The following is a 17944-nucleotide window of genomic DNA, read 5'->3' on the forward strand; positions in this document are numbered from 1 at the left end:
CCGGTATAGTAATTGGCATGGTGGAACTCAAGACAGACACATCGATCGAGGCGATGCACAAGGCCGGCCAGGTCGTCGCGCGCGCCCTGACCGCCGCCCGCGAGGCCGCCGGCGTGGGCGTCTCCCTGCTGGAGCTGGACGCGGTGGCCCACGACGTACTGAAGGAGGCGGGGGCCGGCTCCCCGTTCCTCGGCTACCGGCCGTCCTTCGCGCCGACCCCCTTCCCGGCCGTCGTCTGCGCCTCCGTGAACGACGCGATCGTGCACGGCATCCCGGACGGCTACCGGCTGCGCGACGGCGACCTCGTCTCGCTCGACTGCGGAGCGACCCTCGGCGGCTGGGCCGGCGACTCGGCGATCAGCTTCGTCGTGGGCACGCCGCGGGAGGCGGACGTCACCCTGGTCGAGACCGCCGAGCGGGCCCTGGCGGCGGGCATCGCGGCGGCCGTCGTCGGCAACCGCATCGGCGACATCTCGCACGCGATCGGCACGGTCTGCCGGGCGGGCGGCTACGGCATCATGGACGACTTCGGCGGCCACGGCATCGGCCGCCGGATGCACGAGGACCCGGGCGTGCCCAACGAGGGCCGGCCGGGGCGCGGGATGCCGCTGCGCCACGGCATGGTCCTCGCCATCGAGCCCATGCTGATCGCGGGCGGCCGCGACGACTACCACGCGGCGGCCGACGGCTGGACCCTGCGCACCAACGACGGCTCCCGCGCCGCGCACGTCGAGCACACGGTGGCCGTCACCGACGCCGGCCCGCGCGTCCTGACCGCACGGGACGGCCTCTAGGACCACTGACCTCCGCCCGCCCCCGCGAACATGCCCACCGGCACATAACGTGACATGTTGGGCATGAACGCGCGCCGCCCGGGTTACCCGGCTCCGGTACGCCGATCAGCGAAGCAGCGGAGGGCCGGACACGATGACCAGCGGCTTCATGGGCCCGGAGGGCGACCCGTTCGCGGAATTCCTGGCACGCTTCTTCGGCGGGCCGAAGCCCCGGCAGATCGACATCGGCCGGCTGCTCAGCCAGCCCGCGCGGGAGCTGGTGCGCGGCGCCGCCCAGTACGCCGCCGAGCACGGCAGCCGGGACCTGGACACGGAGCACCTGCTGCGGGCCGCGCTCGCCACCGAACCGACCCGGGGGCTGCTCAGCCGCGCCGGCGCCGACCCCGACTCCCTGGCGTCGCAGATCGACGAGCGCACCGGCCCCGCCCAGCACGCGCCGGGCGAGGCACCCCCGCCGACGTCGCTCTCGCTCACGCCCGCGGTGAAGCGGGCGCTGCTGGACGCGCACGAGCTGGCCCGGTCGACCGGCACCGGATACATCGGCCCGGAGCACGTGCTCAGCGCCCTGGCCGCCAACCCGGACTCGGCCGCCGGGCACATCCTGAACGCGGCCCGGTTCGCGCCCTCGGGCCTGCCCACGGAGCCGCCGGAGACCGGCAAGGCCCGTCCCGAGAGCGCGCGGGCCACGAACACGCCGACCCTGGACAAGTACGGCCGCGACCTCACCGACCTGGCGCAGCAGGGCCGGATCGACCCGGTGATCGGGCGCGAGGACGAGATCGAGCAGACCGTCGAGGTGCTCTCCCGGCGGGGCAAGAACAACCCGGTGCTGATCGGCGACGCGGGCGTGGGCAAGACCGCCGTCGTGGAGGGGCTGGCGCAGCGCATCACCGACGCCGACGTCCCCGACGTGCTGCTCGGCCGCCGCGTGGTCGCCCTGGACCTGACCGGCGTGGTCGCGGGCACCCGCTACCGGGGCGACTTCGAGGAGCGGATGAACAACATCGTCGGCGAGATCCGCGCCCACTCCGACGAACTGATCATCTTCATCGACGAACTGCACACCGTGGTCGGCGCCGGCGGGGGCGGCGAGGGCGGTTCCATGGACGCCGGCAACATCCTCAAGCCGGCGCTGGCCCGGGGTGAGCTGCACATCGTGGGCGCCACCACGCTGGAGGAGTACCGCAGGATCGAGAAGGACGCGGCCCTGGCCCGCCGCTTCCAGCCGATCCTGGTGCCCGAGCCGACCCCCGCGGACGCCATCGAGATCCTGCGCGGCCTGCGCGACCGGTACGAGGCGCACCACCAGGTCCGCTACACCGACGAGGCGCTGGTGGCCGCCGTGCAGATGTCCGACCGGTACCTCACCGACCGCCGGCTGCCCGACAAGGCCATCGACCTGATCGACCAGGCCGGCGCCCGCGTCCGGCTCCGGTCGCGCACCAAGGGAACCGACGTGCGGACCATGGAGCGCCAGGTGGACCAGCTGGTCCGGGACAAGGACCAGGCCGTCGCGGACGAACAGTACGAGCAGGCCACCCAGTTGCGCGACCGCATCGGCGAGCTGAAGCAGCGCATCACCGAGGCCACGGGCGACGGCGAGGCCGACGAGGGGCTCAACCTGGTCGTCGGCACCGAGTCGATCGCCGAGGTGGTGTCCCGGCAGACCGGCATCCCGGTCAGCAGCCTCACCCAGGAGGAGAAGGACCGCCTGCTGGGCCTGGAGTCGCATCTGCACGAGCGCGTGGTCGGCCAGGAGGAGGCGGTGCGGGTCGTATCGGACGCCGTGCTGCGCTCGCGCGCCGGGCTCTCCAGCGCGGACCGGCCGATCGGCAGCTTCCTCTTCCTCGGACCGACCGGCGTCGGCAAGACGGAGCTGGCCCGGGCGCTGGCCGAGGCGCTGTTCGGCAGCGAGGACCGGATGGTGCGGCTCGACATGAGCGAGTACCAGGAGCGGCACACGGTCAGCCGCCTCGTGGGCGCCCCGCCCGGTTACGTCGGGCACGAGGAGGCCGGCCAGCTCACCGAGGTGGTGCGCCGGCACCCGTACTCGCTGCTCCTGCTCGACGAGGTGGAGAAGGCGCACCCCGACGTCTTCAACATCCTGCTCCAGGTCCTGGACGACGGCCGGCTGACCGACTCGCAGGGCCGGACCGTGGACTTCACCAACACGGTCGTCGTGATGACCAGCAACCTCGGCTCGGACGTGATCACCCGGCGCGGCGCGGGCATCGGTTTCGGGTCCGGCGGCGCGGAGGCGGACGAGGAGGCGCGGCGCGAGCAGGTGCTGCGTCCGCTGCGCGAGCACTTCCGGCCCGAGTTCCTGAACCGCGTCGACGAGATCGTGGTCTTCCGCCAGCTCAGCGGGGAGCAGTTGCGGCAGATCACCAGCCTGCTCCTGGAGCAGACCCGGCGCATGGCGCACGCGCAGGGCGTCACCGTCGAGTTCACCGACGCGGCGGTGGACTGGCTCGCCGAGCGCGGCTACCAGCCCGAGTACGGCGCCCGCCCGCTGCGCCGCACCATCCAGCGCGAGGTGGACAACCAGCTCTCCCGGTTGCTGCTCGACGGCCGGGTCGCGGAGGGCGGCCGGGTGACGGTCGACGTCGAGGACGGGCGGCTGGCGTTCCGTACGCCTGACCGGCCCGTCCCCGAACTGTGACGGCCGCCCGCTAGCGCGCCGGGCGCACCACCATCGCCGAGCCGCCGCCGCGCCGTTGCTTCTCGGCGGCGGCCAGCCACCTGCCGTCGGGCAGCCGCTGGACGCCGGTCGCGGCGCCGATCTCCGGGTTCTCCTTGAAGGAGTGGCCCAGCGCCTCCAGACGCCCGCGCAACGGGCTGTCGTAGAGGCCGGGTTCGAGTTCCGTCTGGGCGGCGTTGCGCTGGCTGGCGCGCGGGGCGGCGATGGCGTCCACCAGCGGCAGACCGCGGTCGATGAAGCCGGTGAGCGTCTGGAGCACGGTGGTGATGATGGTGGCGCCGCCGGGCGACCCGACGGCGACGACCGGCTTGTGGTGGCGGTCCAGGACGACGGTCGGCGCGATCGAGGACCGCGGGCGCTTGCCCGGTCCGGGCAGGTTCGGGTCGTGGACGGCCGGGTTGGCCGGGGCGAAGGAGAAGTCGGTCAGCTCGTTGTTGAGCAGGAAGCCGCGGCCGGGCACGGTGATGCCGCTGCCGCCGGTCTGCTCGATGGTGAGCGTGTAGGCGACGACGTTGCCCCACTTGTCGGCCACCGTCAGGTGCGTGGTGTTCTCGCCCTCGTACGTCGTCGGTGCCGCCGTGCCGCCGCCCGCGCACGCGGCGGGGTGCCGGGGGTCGCCGGGCGCGAGGGGGCTGGTGAGCACCGCGTCGTCCTTGATCAGGCACGCGCGCGAGTCGGCGTAGCGCTGGGAGAGCAGTTCCCTCGTGGGGACGTCCTCGAAGGCGGGGTCGCCGACCCAGCGGCCGCGGTCGGCGAAGGAGATGCGGCTGGCCTCGATGAAGCGGTGCAGGTACCGGGCCTTGCTCGCCTCGGAGAGGTCGGTGCGCTCCAGGATGTTCAGCGCCTCGCCGACGGTGGTGCCGCCGGAGGAGGAGGGCGCGATGGAGTACACGTTCAGGCCGCGGTACGAGGTCCTGGTGGGCGCCTGGAACTCGGCCTCGTAGGCGGCGAGGTCCTCGGCGGACAGGTCGCCGGGGCGGGCGTTCCAGCCGGAGTCCGGGTCGACGGGCGGCTTGTTGACGGTGGCCACGACGTCCTCGCCCAGCTCGCCGCGGTAGAGCGCGCCGACGCCCTCGCGGCCCAGCTCCCGGTAGGTCCGCGCGAGGTCCGGGTTCTTGAACGTGGAGCCCACGACGGGGAGTTCGCCGCCGGGCAGGAACAGTTCCGCGGTGTCCGGGAAGTAGCGGAAGCGCTGTTCGTTGGCGGCGGTCTGGGAGCGGAAGGTGTCGTCGACGGTGAAGCCGTGGCGGGCCAGCCGCTCGGCGGGTTCGAGTACGGAGGCGAGCTTCCGGGTGCCCCACCGGTCGAGGGCGCGCTGCCAGGTGGCGGGGGTGCCGGGGGTGCCGACGGCGAGGCCGCTGCTGACGGCGTCCGAAAACGGGATGGGCTTGCCGTTCTCGGTGAAGAGGTTCGCGTCGGCGGTGCGGGGTGCGGTCTCGCGGCCGTCGATGGTGCGCACCGTGCGGGACTTGGCGTCGTAGTGGACGAAGTACCCGCCGCCGCCGACGCCCGCGGAGTAGGGCTCGGTGACGCCGAGCGCGGCCGCGGTGGCCACGGCGGCGTCGACGGCGTTGCCGCCCTTGCGCAGGACCTCGATGCCGGCGGCGGAGGCGTCCGGGGCGACGCTGGCCACCGCCCCGCCGTAGCCGACGGCGACCGGGGTCTTCGGGGCGCCGGGGGCGCCGTGGGGTGTGGGCGGCGCCGCGGCCCCCACGGACACCACCACGGCGGCCGAGACCGCCAGGACCGTCAGATTCCGTGCGACAGGGCGACGCATCCGCACCTCCAGGGAAAAAGCCGTTCGGGCAGCTTAGTTGATCGTCATGGTCGCGTCAGGGGTACGAGGGACCGGTGTCCGGTGTCCGGAGGGGGCGGCGGGCGCCCGTCGAACACCGGTACGCCGACGCCCGCTAGCATGCGCGCCCATGAGCGACGACGTACGCAACATCGTCCTGGGTGTGATCGCGGCGGGCATCAGCGCCGCGCTGGGCTGGTTCACCCGCACCTACCTGTCCCGGCGCAGACTCCGCCGCAAGCAGGCGTTCTTCGGGCTGCCGGAGAGTTCCGAATCGCTGCTGGTGGTCAACCGCGACCCGGCCGCGACCGAGCCGGCGGTGCACCGCTTCGACGTCTTCGCGCTGCTGGAGCTGGCGGCGCTGATCAAGGACTGCGGCGCGCACATGCAGGTGGTGACGCAGGACATGGTCGCCCAGGGCTTCGGCGAGCGCACGGAGTTCTGCGTGGGCGGCCCCGGCTCGAACCGGCGCATGGTCGCCCACATGGCGGCCATGCTGCCCGGGGTGCGGGTCAATGTGGACCCCGAGCCCGGTCCGGACCGCGGCGCCTTCCAGATCGGCGGCGAGCGCTACCGGCTGGAGGCGGGTACCACGGAGTACGTCCTGTTGGCGCGGCTCACCGCGGGCGACCGGCGCGAGGCGCGGCCCGCCTTCCTGTTCTGCGGACAGCGGGCGATCACCAACCAGGCGGCCACCCGCTACCTCGCCCGGCACCACGAGAAGCTGGCCCGCAAACACGGCACCAGCTCCTTCGTGCTCCTGCTGAAGGTGGTCAACTCCCAGGCGTACGGCCCGGACGTCGTCGAACTCGTCGGGGACGTCACCCGGGCGGCGACAAGCCCCCTGCCGGCACCGGCACCGACCGCCCGCAACTCCCACCGGGCGTAGGGGGTGTGTGCAGCTGACCTTCTCCTCGCCCGCGGACGCCGGCGCGCGGTGTCCGCTGTGCCGGGCGAGCAGTGATCTCCGGCTGCACCCTGCGACTCCCCCTGTGCGTTCGTGTGCCCTGACCCATGCAACGTACCGAGACAAAGGGCATACATGCCAACGACACGCACCATTCGGGCATGAGCCCGGTTTAAGGCGATTATCGGGCCGAGGACTCAGGCTTCGGCGACTTCCCCGTACAGCTGGGAGAGTTCGGGCGCGCCGTCGGCCGCCCAGGCGTGACCGGACGCCACCACGTCGAACTCCCGGCCGGAGGCGAGCCGGACGACCGGCTGGCCGTCGGAGCGGATGGCCCAGGCGGCGCCGAGCACGGTGCGCACGATGACCGTGCCGAGGTACAGCCCCGCGTCGTTGCCCAGCCAGGTCTGGATCTCCTCGTCGGCGCGCCAGCGCGGCAGGATCTGGTCCAACTGCTCCAACGAGACCGCGGAGTCGTCGAGTCGGACCCCCTCCCGCAGTGCCTGCGAACGCAGCAGATCACAGTCGGCGAGCAGCTCGCCGATGCCCTCGGCGTCATGCGCCCGGGGATCTTCGCGCCGCCTGCCCAGGAAGGGGAAGTTCATACCTCCACACTGTCATTCGTACCGCCCCGCGCACCACTGGGCGCGCAGGCCCGGCGCGCTCACACGTCGAGGTCGACCACGACCGGCGCGTGGTCCGAGGCGCCCTTGCCCTTGCGCTCCTCGCGGTCGACGTAGGAGTCGGTGACCGCCTTGGCGAACGCCCCGTTCCCGTAGACCAGGTCGATGCGCATGCCGCGGTTCTTGGGGAAGCAGAGCTGGCGGTAGTCCCAGTACGTGAACGGGACGTCGTACTTCAGCGGGCGCGGGACCACGTCGGACAGGCCGGTCCCGCGCAGGGAGGCGAGGGCGGCCCGCTCGGCCGGGGTGACGTGGGTGGCGCCCTCGAATGCGGCGCGGTCGTAGACGTCCTCGTCGGTCGGCGCCACGTTGTAGTCGCCCATCACGGCGAAGGGGCGGTCGCCGGCGGCGTCGCCCTCGACGGCCGCGCGCAGGGCCTCGAACCACTGGAGCTTGTAGGCGTAGTGCGGGTGGTCGACCTCGCGGCCGTTGGGCACGTAGACCGACCACACGCGGACCGGGCCGCAGGTGGCGGAGATCGCGCGGGGCTCCTGGACGCCCTCGTACCCCGGGTCGCCGGGCAGGCCCTTGACCACGTCGGCGATGCCCACGCGGGAGAGCACCGCCACGCCGTTCCACCGGCCGGTGGCGTGCACGGCGGCCTCGTAGCCCGCCTCGCGCAGCGCGTCGAAGGGGAACTGCGCCTCGGCGACCTTGGCCTCCTGGAGGCAGAGCACGTCGGTGCCGCTGCTCTCCAGCCAGGCGAGGAGCCTCGGCAGGCGGGCGGTGATCGAGTTCACGTTCCAGGTCGCGATGCGCATGTCCCACAACCTACCGGGCGCCACCGACAACGCGGCTTCCGACCACCGGGCCCCTCAGAGCCGTGCGGAGCCGCCCGGGGTCAGCCGCAGGTGCTCGGCGCCGCCCAGCTCGCCGATCTGCCGGTCGTAGATCGGGCGGGCGAGGTCGGTGAGGAGGGCGTCGTGGATGTCGTAGGCGCGCCGCGGCCGCACCTCGCGGACGTAGTCGATGACCTCGGAGATCTTGTTCCACGGGGCCATCACGGGGAGCATCAGCGTCTCGACGGGCCGGTCCGGGACGGTGAGGGCGTCGCCGGGGTGGAAGACCTTGCCGTCGTCCACGAGGAAGCCGATGTTGGTGATGCGCGGGATGTCCGGATGGATCACGGCGTGCAGCTCGCCGTGGACCTGGACGTCGAATCCGGCGGCGGTGAAGGTGTCGCCGTGGCCGACGGTGTGCACGCGGCCCGGGAACGCCGCGGTGAGCTGCTCCGCGACGGACCTCAGCGTCCAGATCTCGGTGGCCGGGTCCGCCTCCATGGCGGCGCGCAGCCGCCGCTCGTCGAAGTGGTCGGGGTGCTCGTGGGTGACGAGCACGGCGTCCGCGCCGACGGCGGCGTCCTCCTCGCTGAACCCGCCGGGGTCCAGGACGAGCGTCCGCCCGTCCTTTTCGAGGCGGACGCAGGAATGCGACTTCTTGGTGAGCTTCATGCCCCCATCCTGCCGCCGCGCGGGGCGGAGGCGGCGGCGGCGCTCACTCCTGGGGGGTCGTCTCCTCGCGGATGACCTGCTGGGCCACCCGGAAGGCGCTGTTCGCCGCCGGTACGCCGCAGTAGACGGCGGCCTGGAGGAGTACTTCCTTGATCTCCCCCGGGGTGAGGCCGTTGCGCAGAGCGGCCCTGAGGTGGGGCGCGAGTTCGTCCGTGTGGCGGCCGGCGACGAGGGCGGTGAGCGTGACGCAGCTGCGGGCGCGCCGGTCCAGGCCCGGCCGGTCCCACACCTCGCCCCACGCGTACCGGGTGAGCAGCTCCTGGAAGTCCCCCGAGAACTCGTCGGCCCGCGCGAGCGCCTGGTCGACGTACGCGTCGCCGAGCACTTCGCGGCGCACCTTGAGCCCCGCGTCGTACGGGTCGGGCCGGCCCGCTCCCTGGCGCGGCACCGCGGGCGCCGGGGCGATCTCGGCGATGGGCGCGGCCTGGGCGGGCGGGGCGAGGGCGGGCTGCGGGGGGACCGCGACGGGCTGGGCGACGGGGGCCTGGACGGGGATCTGCCCCGTGGAGGCGGAGTCGTGCGGGCTCTGCCAGGCGGTGCTGAAGTGCCGCACCAGCAGGTCGGTGACGGCCGCCGGCTGCTCGACCGGGACCAGGTGGGAGGCGCCGGGCACGACGGCGAGGCGGGCGTCGGGAATGCCGGCGACCAGGGTGCGGGCCTCGGCGGGGCCGGTGACCTGGTCGTCGGAGCCGACCAGGACCAGCGTGGGGACGCCGACGCGGCCGAGTTCGCCGCGCACGTCGAAGGCGGCGAGCGCCTCGCAGGCGGCGATGTAGCAGCCGGGGTCGGTGGTCCGCACCATCTGCACGGCCCACTCGGTGATCGCCGGCTGGGCGGCGGCGTACCCGCCGGTGAACCAGCGCTCCGGCGAGCTGCGGGCGATGGGGTCGAGCCCGTTGGTGCGGACGATGACGCCCCGCTGGCGGAACTCGTCGGCGGTGCCGAAGCGCGGCGAGGCGGCGATCAGCGCGAGCGAGGCGAGGCGTTCGGGATGGCGCAGGGCCAGCTCCATGCCGACCGCGCCGCCGAACGCGCAGCCCGCGTAGCCGAACCGCTGCACGCCGAGCCCGTCGAGCGTGGCGAGCAGCCGCCGGGTCAGCTCGGTGACGGACCCCGCCGGGTGGGCCGGGGCGCCGCCGTGCCCCGGCAGGTCGAACCGGAAGACCCGCCAGTGCTGCGACAGCTCCGGCACCTGCCGGTCCCACATGTGCCAGGTGGTGCCCAGTGAGGGGCCGAGGATGAGGACGGGGGCGTCTTCGGGCCCGTCGAAGCGGTATTGCAGGGTGTTCGGCGGTGTCTCACTCACGGCTCCGACCCTCTCACGTCCCACGAGATCTCACACAGCCGGGGGAATTCCGCGCCGCGGCGCCGCTCCGGCCCGGCTCGTCGGCCCGGCGGCCGGCCGCCCGTCTTTCCCTGGGCGAAAACCTACCTTGCCGTTCACACCCTTGTAACAGGTGTCGCCGCTGGCCAGGGTGGGGCCAGCCGCGCTCCGGAGCGACGCCCGGAAGAGGGCGCCCGTCGCCGGACGCGCACGTCGAACATCTGGGCCGAGGAGTGGTTCCGTGCCGAAGACCTACCGCATCGCCGCGATTCCGGGGGACGGGATCGGCCGAGAGGTCGTGCCCGAGGGCCTGCGCTGTCTGCGGGCCGCCGCCGGGGCGCACGGATTCGCCCTCGACGTCACCGAGTTCGACTTCGCCAGCGCCGACTACTGGCTGGAGCACGGCACGATGCTGCCCGAGGACTGGCGGGACGTGCTCGGCGCGTTCGACGCCCTCTTCTTCGGTGCGGTCGGCCGGCCCGAGGTCGTCCCGGACCACGTCTCGCTGTGGGGAAGCCTCCTTCGAGTGCGGCGGGGCCCTGGAGGGGAGCGGCCTGGTCATGCGCTCCGAATGGCAGGTCCGTCCCCTCATCGAGCGCGGCGATCTGGTCCGCGTCCTCCCCGGTGTCCCGACCCCCGCGGCCGACATCTACGCCCTGGTCGAGGACGACGGACGCGTCCCCCGTCGGGTCACCGAGCTGATCGGCCACCTCGCCGCCCGCCTGCCGGCCCGCTTGAGCCAGGGGGCATGAGCCGCGCCGAGCACCCGGCCGGCCCGTGCGACGGACCCGGACGGGGAACGGCCTCCGGACCGCGAGGCGGGGAGCCGGCTCCGGTGTGACACGGCCTCACGGACGGGGGCCCGGGACGGCCGTGACCTCCGTGGGCTCGTCGCCGGCGGAGGAGGGGGGCAGCAGACCTGCTTCCGTGAGGCGGGCGGCCAGGTGGGCGCGGGCGGGTTTGCCGCTCGCCGTGCGGGCGACGGTGCTGTGTGCGACCTCGACGACGGTCTCCGGCGCGACCGTGAAGTCCGCGGCGATACGGGCCGCGAGGCGGGTGGTGTCGACCCGCTTGCCGCGTTCGGGGACGACGGCGACGGCGAAGGAGGCGCCGTGCGGGAGGACGACGCATTCCGCGACGCCCGGTTCCGCGGCGGCCGCGTGCTCCACGTCGGCGACGAAGACGTTCGTGCCGTTGACGCTGACGCGGTCGGAGCGCCTGCCGTCGAGATACAGCAGGCCGGCGTCGAGGTGGCCGAGGTCGCCGGTGTCGAACCAGGTGGTCCGGTGGTCGGTGACGCCGTCGTAGCCGTCGAAGAGCGTCTCGCCCCGCAGCTGCACCCGGCCCGTGCGCGCCGGCGCGCACGGGTCCCCTCGCTCGTCCATGACGCGCAGGGCGAGGCCGGGCACGGGCGTGCCGAGGCAGGCGGTGGTGACGGGGCCGTCGGTGCGGAAGGCGCCCTCCGGGTCCGTCAGCCGGTGGGCGGTGGCCATCAGGACCGCCTCGGCGAGGCCGTAGCAGAAGACCAGCGCGGAGGGGTCGAAGCCCCAGGGGGCGGTGGTGCCGAGGAAGCCGCGCACGGTCCGGCGGCGGATGGGTTCCGCGCCGCAGAAGACGGTGCTCCAGGCCCGCAGCAGCAGGGGATCGGGGACTTCCCTGGCGGCCGTCTCCGTGATCCGTGCCGCCAGGTAGCGCAGCATGAAGTCGGGGAAGGCGCTGTGGACGCGTTCGGCGTCCCGCACCAGGCGCAGGGCGGCCATGGGCCGGCGCAGGAAGGTGCCCGGGTCCTCCAGGACGACGTCCGCGCCCCGGACGAGCGCCGTGAGGGTGCCGATCAGTCCCATGTCGTGGTGGAGCGGCAGCGCCAGCAGGCCGGTGTCACCCGGCCGCATGCCGGACACCCGGGCGATCGCCCCGATGTTGCCGAGGACGGCGCGGTGGCTGAGCGGGATGGGCCGGGGCATGCCGGTGGAGCCGCTGGTGTACTGGACGAACGCCAGGCCGTCCGGCGCCCCCGCGGCGGCCTCGGGCGCCCGGTGCGGACGCGGTTGCAGTGCCAGTTCGCGCAGGCCGTGCCCGGAGATCCGGAAGGCGTGGCGGGCCCGCTGCTGCCGGGCGACCTCGGCCAGGTACCGCTCGACGGCCGTCCCGGGCACCCGCGGTTTCACGGACACGGGGACCGCCCCGAGGTGCAGCAGGGCCAGCAGGGCGAGCACGCTCTCGCGGGAGCTGCCGACGCGCAGCATCACCCGGTCCCCGGCCGCCACGCCCTGGGCGGCGAAGCCTCCGGCCGCCGCCGCGATCTGCTCGGCGAACCGGGGGTAGGTCAGGGTCTCCCGGCGGGCCGAGGTGCCGAAGGTGACGGTCGCCCCGCCGCGGTGCGCCTGGGCGGCGATCGCCGCGGCGAGGGTGGGGTGCGCGGGTGCGGGCCCGGTCATGCCGGGCTCTCCGGCCGGGCGGGCATGGCACCCAGGTCGACCCGGTGGGCCCGCTTGGTGTGCGGGTCGACGAGGGCGAGCCGGACCCGGCCCCTGGCGGCGACCGTGCCGTCGCGGAGTTCGACGTTCTGGGCGAGGGAGAAGCTGTAGGGCGAGTGCTCGGCGAGCGAGGTGCGCACGACGACGCGGCCGACCGGGTCCCAGTCGACCGAGCGCAGGTAGTCCAGGTGCAGCTGGAGGACCATGGCGACCAGGGTGTCCGCACGCGCGTCGACGCCGTGCGCGATCCCCCATTCCCAGCGGCCGGTCTCCAGAAGCTGGAGGTACACGCTGTTGTTCAGGTGTCCCGCCCGGTCGAAGTCGTTGGGGCGCAGGGCCACTTCACACACGTGCTCCAGGAGCGGCGGCGTGGCGGTCGTCATGCGTCATGCCCTTCGTTCGTCGTCGTCCCGGCCAGCAGTACGACCACGGCCCCGGCCACGCCGGCGGTGTGACTGATCGACACCTCGGCGTGGATGCCGTGTTGCCGGCACCAGCGGCCGAGGTCTCCGTGCAGCCTCAGCCGGGGCCGGCCGGCGGGCTCGTGGCCGATCTCGATCTCCGGAAAGGTGTGGGCCGGGGCACCGCGCATCGCGCTGAGGGCCTTGACGAAGGCCTCCTTGGCGGAGAACAGCCCGGCCAGTGACGCGTCCGGGTCGGGGCGGGAGCGGCAGTGCGCCCGCTCCCCCTCGGTGAACACCGTTCCGCTATCGCGCAAGTGCCGCCGCCGCGCCAGCTCCTCGACGGACTGCAGATCGAATCCGGTCGACATCGTTGGTGCGGAGGCTGGCGAAGTAGGCACGCTTCAGGTCCTCGTAGGATCGGGTCTCGATGCCGGTGACTTCCCGTACCAGGGCGAAGACGCTGCTGAGTTTGCGGGCGTGCACGGAGCCCTCGTGCAGGGCGTCGTCGCCGAGCGCGAAGTCGTCCTCGTCGGTGCGGATCCGCTCCCACCAGTTGACGAAGCCCTGGCGCTCGGTCTGGGCCTCGCGGGTGGAGCCGTAGGTCTCGCCGCCGTCGGGGCGGATCCAGGTGTACGCCATCGACAGGACGTCCTTGACCGGGTAGACGCCGGACTCCACCAGGGCCTTGGCGAAGGCGGCGAAGTACTGCCGGTGCTGCACCTCGTCCTTCATGATCGTGTGGAAGACGTCGTGCACCAGCTCGTCGCCGCTGGTGCGGGCCGCGTGCTGGTACGAGACGCAGGCCTCGATCTCCACACAGGCCTGGAGGATGCAGACCCGGGCGTAGTTGTCGGTCGGGAAGGCACCCCGGTGCTCCACGACCTCCTCGGTCTCGATCGGGTCGATGCCGGCCATCTCCATCAGGCGCCCGAAGGAGACCTCGTGGTGAGCCTCCTCCTCCAGCCAGTAGCGCGCCGACCAGGCCGCGGCCACGTGCAGGACGTCGCTGCCCAGCGGGTTGGACTCGCGTATCTCGTGGGCGAGCCGGACGCCGTCCACGGCGAGCCGGATGCCGGCCGGCTGGGTGGTCAGCTCGGCGCGGGCGGCGTGCCACAGGGCGGCCTTGTCGCTCTCGCCCGGCCGGGTCAGGCGGCGGCCGTCGAAGAGTTCGTCGGAGGACCAGCGGCGCTGCTCGTGGTAGCTCTGCTGGACGCGCAGCACGTCGGTGATGGTGGCGCCGGCGCGCAGCTCGCCCACGATGTCGGTCATGATCAGCATGTCTCTCGCCTTCCTTGGTGGAGGGACCCGGTCAGGACGCGGTGGGCGCGAGCTGCCTGCCGAGGGCCTGGACGACGTCCTCGGCGGTGTGGTCGAGGGTCATCGTCGGCAGTTCGACGTCGTCGTCGAAGCCGGTGTCCGCGAGGGCGCCGGCGAACGCGTCCAGCAGGTCGATGGAGTTGATCGCGGTGGGCGAGGCGACGAGGACCGCCGAGAGGGGCCGGCCGTCGAAGACCTCCTCCGGGGTGAGGCCGAGGCGCCGTGCGACGTGCTGCTTCAGCTCGGTGAGCAAGGTGTCTCCCTGGGTGAGTGGGCGCGGGGGCCCGACGGGCGGGCGCGGGTGCCTAGCGGGCGGGCGCGGCGGACCAGTCGGGCGACCTGCCGAGCGAGGTCAGGACGAGGTCGAGGGTGCTCGCGCCGGAGGGCGGCGGCAGCGCGGGGCGGAAGAGGGGGTCGGCCACGAGCCTGCGTTCGTCGTCCGGCACGCGCAGGGCGAACGCGAGGGCGGCCTCGGTGGTCGCCTCGTCCAGCTCCAGGGGCACGCCGAGGGTGCGGGCGACGTCCCAGCCGTGGACCACGTGGTCCAGGAAGTGGAAGCCGATGGCGACGGTGGCCGGGAAGCGGACGGTTGTGCTGATCTCCGGCAGGGTGAACTCCCGGGTGAGCGCCCCGGGCCGGGCGAAGGCGTCGATCGCCGTCCAGGCCGCGTCCCGGTACGCGGCCGACGGATCGCCGCCGGTCTCGACGGGCCGCCAGTCGGCGAGGTCGGCACCGCCTCCGGCGGCGGCCGCGGCGAAGCCGTGGTGCTGGCCCGCCATGTGGGCCACGAGCCGGCGGAGCGTCCATCCGGCGCAGGGGGTCGGCAGGTCCCAGTGGGTCGGGTCGGCCTGCCGCACGAGGCGCACGGTCTCCAGCACAGCCGTCCGGTCGAGCTTCCGGATATCCATGCGGGCCCTTTCGCGAGTGGGTGGGTCCGGGAAAAACATTAGCACGATCGTGCGTTCAGTTTTGGAGATCTTGGACGGCCGGTGCCGAGGCGCCCTCCGGACGTGCCTCAGCGGCTCCCGGCCGGCCCGGCGGCCCGCGACTCGACGAACCGGGCCAGCCTGCGCACCCCCTCGACGATCTGATCGGCCGTCAGCGCGCTGCAGGAGAGCCTGAGCCGGTGTTCGCCGCCGCCGTCCGTGTAGAAGTCGCTCATCGGCGTCCAGAGCACGCCGAAGGTGCGCGCGGACTCCTCCAGGGCCGCGTGGTCCGCCGCGAAGGGGACGTCGACGACGAGGAAGTAGCCGCCCGTCGGCTCGTTCCAGCTCAGGCCGAGCCGGCGCCGCCGCTCCTCGGGGAAGTTCCGCTCCAGCTCGCCGAGCAGTGTGGCCAGGTTGCCGGCGTAGTGGGCGATGGCGCCGGCGTTGGCCTCGCGCAGCCGGCAGCCGCACTCCACGAGCATGCCGCCGATCACGGCCTGGCCGACGGCCGAGGTGTTGACCGTGGTCATGCTCTTGATCTTGGACAGCTCGTCCGCCAGCAGGGAGCGCCGGCCGTCCCGGCCGACGACCTCCTGGTCGGCCACGACGTAGCCGACGCGCGCACCGGGCAGCGCGGTCTTGGCGAACGACCCGAGGTGCAGTACCCGGCGCTCGCGGTCCAGCGCCTTCAGCGTGGGGCGCGCGGAACCGGCGCGGACGAAGAAGCCGTACGGGTCGTCCTCCAGGACGAGCAGATCCTCCTCCGCCGCGACGCGCAGCAGCAGTTCGCGGGCGGCGAGGTCCATGCTCGTGCCGGACGGGTTGGCGAAGTCCGGCACCACGTACAGGGCCCGGGGCCGCCTGCCCGCCGCGCGCAGCCGCCGGGCGGCGGTCCGGAAGGCCTCGGGGTCCGGTCCGCCGGCCCCCTCCGGTACGGGGTGGGTCGCGATGTCGAGCAGCCGGGCCGCGCCGGTGATGCCGACGTAGCAGGGCGAGCTGACCAGCAGCGTGTCCTCGGGGCGGGCGAACAGGGCCCGCAGGGTGAGCAGCATGGCCTCCTGGCAGCCGGTCGTGACGACCACCGACTCCGGGGGGACGTGGATCCCCTCGTCGTTGGCCAGGGTGCGGGCGATCAGTTCGTGGATGATGCCGTTGGTGCGCCCGTACTGGAAGAGGTGGGTGCGCACCCGGTCCCTCGACCAGCCGAGCGAGCGCTCCAGGTGGCCGGTGTAGGAGCGCAGGTGGCGGGCGAGGTCCTCGACCTCGAAGGCGCCCTCGGCAGGGCGTCCGGGGGCGAAGGAGAGCGCGTCGGGGAAGCGGGCGACGACCTCGTTGAGGAAGTTCATCGCGTCCAGCACCGGGTCGGTCAGCGAGGCGTGCAGGTCGTCGAGGGCGAGGGCCGGGGCGGTCGTGGCGTACGTCATGGTCAGTCCCTGCTCGTGGCGTCGGCGAAGGCGGTGCGCAGATGGGCCGCGACCCGCTCCACGGCCCGGCGGGCGGCGTCGAGCGTGCCGGACATGGTGAAGAAGCCGTGGGCCAGCCCGTCGTAGCGGACCGACTCGGCGGGTACGCCGCTCGCCCGCAGCCGCTCGGCGTAGCTCTCGCCCTCGTCGCGCAGCGGGTCGTACTCGGCGGTGAGCACCAGGGCGGGCGGCAGGCCCGAGTGGTCGGGGGCCCGCAGGGGGGAGGCGAGCGGGTGCGTGCCGTCCTGCGGGGTGGTGAGGTAGTTGTCCCAGTACCAGTGCACCGACTTGTCGTTGAAGAGCAGCGGGTCGGTGTTCTCCCGGCGCGAGGGCGTGTCGGCCAGGTAGTCCGTGTTCGGGTAGACCAGCACCTGGGTCACGAGGCCGGGGCCGCCCGCGTCGCGGGCCATGAGGGTCACGGCGGCGGCCAGGTTGCCGCCCGCGCTGTCCCCGGCGACGGCCAGGCGGCCGGGATCGCCCCCGAAGCGCGCGGCGTGCTCGGCGGCCCACCTCAGACCCGCGAAGCAGTCCCGCGGCGCGGCGGGAAAGGGGTGTTCGGGGGCGAGGCGGTAGCCGACGGCGACGGTCAGGCACCCCGCGGAGTTGGCCAGGCGGCGGCAGAGCGCGTCGCTGGTGTCCAGCGAGCCCAGCGTCCAGCCGCCGCCGAAGAAGTAGACCAGCACGGGCAGCGGACCCTCGCCGGACGGCCGGTACACACGCAGCGGCAGCGGGCCGCCCGGGCCTTCGAACGTCAGGTCGCGCACCTCCCGCACCGGTTCGGGGGTGCCCGCCGCGCTCCGGATGTCCGCGAGGTCGGCCGCCCTCGCCTCCTGGAGCGTCATGGTGTAGAGCGGGCGCACCCCTTGGGCCGCGCGGCGGTCGTAGAGGGCCTGCAACTGCGGGTCAAACGGCATGGTGTCTCCGTTCCGGGCCCGCGGCCACGGCGGTCGCGGGCGGTTCGAGGGTGTCGGGGAGCACGGACGGGTCCGTCGCGATGTCGCGCAGCCGGGCGACGATGCCGCTGGCCGCCCTGTCGTAGCAGGTGTAGTTGTCGTGGAGCACCGACTCCGCGTTGGCCATCTCCAGGAGGGCGACGAGTTCGAACGCTAGCTGGGCGGAGTCGGTGTCCGCGCGGACCTCGCCCACCGCCTTGGCCTCGTCGATCGTCTGCTCCACGAGGGTGAACCAGTTGCCGTGCGCGCCGGCCACGGCGTCGTGCACCTTGCCCTGCCGTGCGTCGTACTCGGCGGAGACCGAGTAGAAGAAGCAGCCGCCGGGGAAGACGCGCTGCGCCGAGTAGCCGAGCCAGTTGCCGCACAGACACCGGAGCCGGCCGAGGCCGGCGGGTAGGTCGCGGGCCGGCTGCACCACGTGGGCGATGAAGACCTTGATGGCGGCGCGCACGGTGGCGAGCTGCAGTTCCTCCTTCGATCCGAACAGGGCGAAGACACCGCTCTTGCTGAGGTCGAGTTCGCCCGCCAGACGGCCGAGCGACAGCCCCTCCAGGCCCTCCACCGAAGCGATCCTGACGGCTCGTCGAAGGATCGCGCGCCGGGTCCGGTTCCCCCGTTCGACCCGTCCGTCCATACCTGTACCTGCCAAGGAACACCTCCTCGATGACCCCCACCGGGGCGTCCGCCGC

The 17944-nt window shown here is 73.5% G+C and carries 18 protein-coding genes and 1 pseudogene; 5 read left to right on the plus strand and 14 right to left on the minus strand.

The genetic code is table 11. The features are described 5' to 3' along the window. Positions 1-17: 17 nt before the first annotated feature. Both map and IE108_RS15275 read left to right on the plus strand, forming a co-directional pair. Complete coding sequence (gene map / locus IE108_RS15270) at positions 18-794, plus strand: type I methionyl aminopeptidase (RefSeq protein ID WP_064730572.1); 777 nt, start codon at positions 18-20, stop codon at positions 792-794. 133 nt (positions 795-927) lie between these two features. Next, positions 928-3456, plus strand: a complete 2529-nt coding sequence (locus IE108_RS15275; RefSeq protein ID WP_064730571.1) for an ATP-dependent Clp protease ATP-binding subunit — start codon at positions 928-930, stop codon at positions 3454-3456. 10 nt (positions 3457-3466) lie between these two features. Here IE108_RS15275 and ggt read toward each other — a convergent pair whose 3' ends face one another. Next, entirely contained in the window at positions 3467-5272 is a 1806-nt protein-coding gene (gene ggt / locus IE108_RS15280) for a gamma-glutamyltransferase (protein ID WP_064730570.1), read from the minus strand. Between the two features lie 148 nt (positions 5273-5420). Here ggt and IE108_RS15285 point away from each other — a divergent pair, with 148 nt between their 5' ends. Further along, the gene (locus IE108_RS15285; protein ID WP_064730569.1) at positions 5421-6179 is read left to right on the plus strand and encodes a hypothetical protein; all 759 of its coding nucleotides are present in this window, start codon (positions 5421-5423) and stop codon (positions 6177-6179) included. Positions 6180-6394: 215 nt separating this feature from the next. Here IE108_RS15285 and IE108_RS15290 read toward each other — a convergent pair whose 3' ends face one another. From IE108_RS15290 to pcaDC, 4 genes are read right to left on the minus strand one after another with little or no spacing between them, the layout of a single operon-like run. Then, the gene (locus IE108_RS15290; RefSeq protein WP_064730568.1) at positions 6395-6802 is read right to left on the minus strand and encodes a DUF6278 family protein; all 408 of its coding nucleotides are present in this window, start codon (positions 6800-6802) and stop codon (positions 6395-6397) included. A 59-nt stretch (positions 6803-6861) separates the two neighbouring features. Next, positions 6862-7641, minus strand: a complete 780-nt coding sequence (locus tag IE108_RS15295; protein WP_064730567.1) for an exodeoxyribonuclease III — start codon at positions 7639-7641, stop codon at positions 6862-6864. A gap of 54 nt (positions 7642-7695) precedes the next feature. Continuing rightward, positions 7696-8331 (minus strand): MBL fold metallo-hydrolase, encoded by a 636-nt coding sequence (locus IE108_RS15300; protein WP_064730566.1) that lies wholly within the window; start codon positions 8329-8331, stop codon positions 7696-7698. Positions 8332-8374: 43 nt separating this feature from the next. After that, on the minus strand, positions 8375-9697 hold the full coding sequence (gene pcaDC, locus IE108_RS15305; RefSeq protein WP_064730565.1) for a bifunctional 3-oxoadipate enol-lactonase/4-carboxymuconolactone decarboxylase PcaDC: 1323 nt from the start codon (positions 9695-9697) through the stop codon (positions 8375-8377). 316 nt (positions 9698-10013) lie between these two features. Here pcaDC and IE108_RS35240 point away from each other — a divergent pair. Both IE108_RS35240 and IE108_RS15315 read left to right on the plus strand, forming a co-directional pair. Further along, positions 10014-10190: pseudogene (locus IE108_RS35240) on the plus strand (tartrate dehydrogenase); the annotation flags it as partial. Positions 10191-10275: 85 nt separating this feature from the next. Then, positions 10276-10467 carry a type 2 periplasmic-binding domain-containing protein gene (locus IE108_RS15315; protein WP_064730564.1) on the plus strand — a complete coding sequence of 64 codons (192 nt, stop codon included), beginning with the start codon at positions 10276-10278 and terminating at the stop codon, positions 10465-10467. A 96-nt stretch (positions 10468-10563) separates the two neighbouring features. Here the strand turns inward: IE108_RS15315 and IE108_RS15320 are convergent, their stop codons facing one another. From IE108_RS15320 to IE108_RS15360, 9 genes are all read right to left on the minus strand, one after another. Further along, positions 10564-12153 carry an AMP-binding protein gene (locus tag IE108_RS15320; RefSeq protein WP_064730563.1) on the minus strand — a complete coding sequence of 530 codons (1590 nt, stop codon included), beginning with the start codon at positions 12151-12153 and terminating at the stop codon, positions 10564-10566. After that, positions 12150-12575 carry an acyl-CoA thioesterase gene (locus tag IE108_RS15325; protein WP_064730562.1) on the minus strand — a complete coding sequence of 142 codons (426 nt, stop codon included), beginning with the start codon at positions 12573-12575 and terminating at the stop codon, positions 12150-12152. Before IE108_RS15325 ends, IE108_RS15320 begins: the two co-directional genes overlap by 4 nt. After that, entirely contained in the window at positions 12572-12964 is a 393-nt protein-coding gene (locus IE108_RS15330) for a holo-ACP synthase (RefSeq protein ID WP_064730561.1), read from the minus strand. Before IE108_RS15330 ends, IE108_RS15325 begins: the two co-directional genes overlap by 4 nt. Further along, positions 12900-13874: a ferritin family protein gene (locus IE108_RS15335; protein WP_064730560.1), complete on the minus strand. Its 975-nt coding sequence runs from the start codon at positions 13872-13874 to the stop codon at positions 12900-12902. Before IE108_RS15335 ends, IE108_RS15330 begins: the two co-directional genes overlap by 65 nt. 31 nt (positions 13875-13905) lie before the next feature. Further along, entirely contained in the window at positions 13906-14166 is a 261-nt protein-coding gene (locus tag IE108_RS15340; protein WP_064730559.1) for a hypothetical protein, read from the minus strand. A 52-nt stretch (positions 14167-14218) separates the two neighbouring features. Then, entirely contained in the window at positions 14219-14821 is a 603-nt protein-coding gene (locus IE108_RS15345) for a TIGR03086 family metal-binding protein (RefSeq protein WP_064730558.1), read from the minus strand. A gap of 107 nt (positions 14822-14928) precedes the next feature. Then, on the minus strand, positions 14929-16263 hold the full coding sequence (locus IE108_RS15350) for an aminotransferase-like domain-containing protein (RefSeq protein ID WP_064730557.1): 1335 nt from the start codon (positions 16261-16263) through the stop codon (positions 14929-14931). Positions 16264-16265: 2 nt separating this feature from the next. Then, on the minus strand, positions 16266-17216 hold the full coding sequence (lipP1, locus tag IE108_RS15355; protein WP_064730556.1) for a LipP1 family hormone-sensitive lipase: 951 nt from the start codon (positions 17214-17216) through the stop codon (positions 16266-16268). Next, entirely contained in the window at positions 17206-17904 is a 699-nt protein-coding gene (locus IE108_RS15360; RefSeq protein WP_079163720.1) for a TetR/AcrR family transcriptional regulator, read from the minus strand. The genes lipP1 and IE108_RS15360 overlap by 11 nt, the downstream gene beginning before the upstream one ends. Positions 17905-17944 lie beyond the last annotated feature (40 nt).

Origin of the sequence: Streptomyces parvulus (assembly GCF_014648855.1) — a bacterium.
Classification (GTDB): domain Bacteria; phylum Actinomycetota; class Actinomycetes; order Streptomycetales; family Streptomycetaceae; genus Streptomyces; species Streptomyces parvulus.

What these genes read in the sequence shown, in the direction of transcription:
- map (WP_064730572.1), top strand. Translation starts at nt 18, where the DNA reads ATGGTGGAACTCAAGACAGACACATCGATCGAGGCGATGCACAAGGCC.
- IE108_RS15275 (WP_064730571.1), top strand. Translation starts at nt 928, where the DNA reads ATGACCAGCGGCTTCATGGGCCCGGAGGGCGACCCGTTCGCGGAATTC.
- ggt (WP_064730570.1), bottom strand. Translation starts at nt 5,272, where the DNA reads ATGCGTCGCCCTGTCGCACGGAATCTGACGGTCCTGGCGGTCTCGGCC.
- IE108_RS15285 (WP_064730569.1), top strand. Translation starts at nt 5,421, where the DNA reads ATGAGCGACGACGTACGCAACATCGTCCTGGGTGTGATCGCGGCGGGC.
- IE108_RS15290 (WP_064730568.1), bottom strand. Translation starts at nt 6,802, where the DNA reads ATGAACTTCCCCTTCCTGGGCAGGCGGCGCGAAGATCCCCGGGCGCAT.
- IE108_RS15295 (WP_064730567.1), bottom strand. Translation starts at nt 7,641, where the DNA reads ATGCGCATCGCGACCTGGAACGTGAACTCGATCACCGCCCGCCTGCCG.
- IE108_RS15300 (WP_064730566.1), bottom strand. Translation starts at nt 8,331, where the DNA reads ATGAAGCTCACCAAGAAGTCGCATTCCTGCGTCCGCCTCGAAAAGGAC.
- IE108_RS15315 (WP_064730564.1), top strand. Translation starts at nt 10,276, where the DNA reads ATGCGCTCCGAATGGCAGGTCCGTCCCCTCATCGAGCGCGGCGATCTG.
- IE108_RS15320 (WP_064730563.1), bottom strand. Translation starts at nt 12,153, where the DNA reads ATGACCGGGCCCGCACCCGCGCACCCCACCCTCGCCGCGGCGATCGCC.
- IE108_RS15325 (WP_064730562.1), bottom strand. Translation starts at nt 12,575, where the DNA reads ATGACGACCGCCACGCCGCCGCTCCTGGAGCACGTGTGTGAAGTGGCC.
- IE108_RS15330 (WP_064730561.1), bottom strand. Translation starts at nt 12,964, where the DNA reads ATGTCGACCGGATTCGATCTGCAGTCCGTCGAGGAGCTGGCGCGGCGG.
- IE108_RS15335 (WP_064730560.1), bottom strand. Translation starts at nt 13,874, where the DNA reads ATGCTGATCATGACCGACATCGTGGGCGAGCTGCGCGCCGGCGCCACC.
- IE108_RS15345 (WP_064730558.1), bottom strand. Translation starts at nt 14,821, where the DNA reads ATGGATATCCGGAAGCTCGACCGGACGGCTGTGCTGGAGACCGTGCGC.
- IE108_RS15350 (WP_064730557.1), bottom strand. Translation starts at nt 16,263, where the DNA reads ATGACGTACGCCACGACCGCCCCGGCCCTCGCCCTCGACGACCTGCAC.
- lipP1 (WP_064730556.1), bottom strand. Translation starts at nt 17,216, where the DNA reads ATGCCGTTTGACCCGCAGTTGCAGGCCCTCTACGACCGCCGCGCGGCC.